Genomic DNA, 1,055 nt, shown 5'->3' on the forward strand with positions numbered 1-1,055 from the left:
ATCTTGGGGCACGTGAGCCCCAGCTGCATATGGAGGGGAGCGTGATCGTGCTCACATCGGGTGGCGCAAGGCTTCCCCTGGAGTTCGACTTCGTCATTGCCGGAACCGGGTATACGGTGGATCTGTCAACCCGGCCAGGATTGGCCTTCATCTCGGACAAGATCGCGCTCTGGCGGGACCGCTTTGTACCAACTGCCGACAGGCGGAACGCCGAGCTTCAGCGATATCCTTACCTTACACCCGGCTTTGCGTTAACCGAAAAGGTGGAAGGGACGGCCGACTATTTGCGAGACTTCCATCTGTACGGGGCAGGGGCCTTGCTCAGCAATGGTCGCAATCCCCGTGAGGTCAGCGGCTTCCGGTACGGTGTGCCGCAACTCGTCTCGGCCATCGACAGTGACCTGTTCCGCGCAGACAGCCAACAGCATGTCGCCCGCATTCTAAGGCCATGCCAACCACTTCTGAGCGGAGATGAATATCGGCATCGAGTCTGGAGCGATGCTGGCGGTAACGCGCCTTGCGCTGAGACCGATACAGATTAGAACGACAAAGAGGAACCCAGATGAACCCAATACACCATGATCACACCAGAACGGCGCAGGATTGGATCTGCGCGCAAGCCGGGCAACTGCTCAAGTGCGACAATGTCGGGTTTGGCGACTACTTTCTGGATTTGGGCGGGGACTCGTTGCTGGCGCCGGTGCTTGCGAACCGGATTGAGGCCCGGTTCGGCATGCGCCCAGCGCTGGAAGACATTTTCAGCCTGTCCATGGGTGAATTGGTTGATCAGGTGGCCACGATGCAGCCGCCTTCGGCCTAGACCTCAGTAGGTCGTCCGGCCGCCCGATAGATCGAATGTCGAGGCGGTGGTGAAGCTGTTCTCCTTGGACACCACCCATGCCACCCTTTCTGCAGCTTCATCGCCTTGGAGGAGTCGACCTCGTGGTATGCTGGAGCGCATGTATGCGATTTGCTCTGCCGACAACGGCTCGAGAATGCGGGTCTGGGCCGTCGCGGTCGGGATGCCGTTGACCGCAAGTTGTATTTTGGTCGCT

The 1,055-nt window shown here is 59.3% G+C and carries 1 protein-coding gene and 2 pseudogenes; 2 read left to right on the top strand and 1 reads right to left on the bottom strand.

Going from position 1 to position 1,055, the window contains the following annotated elements; translation table 11 throughout:
• Window positions 1–542 (top strand): annotated as a pseudogene (locus tag WH91_RS02915) (hypothetical protein); the annotation flags it as partial.
• A 20-nt stretch (window positions 543–562) separates the two neighbouring features.
• On the top strand, window positions 563–820 hold the full coding sequence (locus WH91_RS02920) for an acyl carrier protein (protein ID WP_046169528.1): 258 nt from the start codon (window positions 563–565) through the stop codon (window positions 818–820).
• 3 nt (window positions 821–823) lie between these two features.
• Here the strand turns inward: WH91_RS02920 and WH91_RS25070 are convergent.
• Window positions 824–1,055 (bottom strand): annotated as a pseudogene (locus tag WH91_RS25070) (3-oxoacyl-ACP reductase); the annotation flags it as partial.

It is taken from the genome of Devosia psychrophila, assembly GCF_000971275.1.
In the GTDB taxonomy this organism is placed as follows: Bacteria; Pseudomonadota; Alphaproteobacteria; order Rhizobiales; family Devosiaceae; genus Devosia; species Devosia psychrophila.

Bases quoted from the DNA above. Each gene is read 5' to 3' on its own strand.
- WH91_RS02920 (WP_046169528.1), top strand. From the start codon at position 563: ATGAACCCAATACACCATGATCACACCAGAACGGCGCAGGATTGGATC.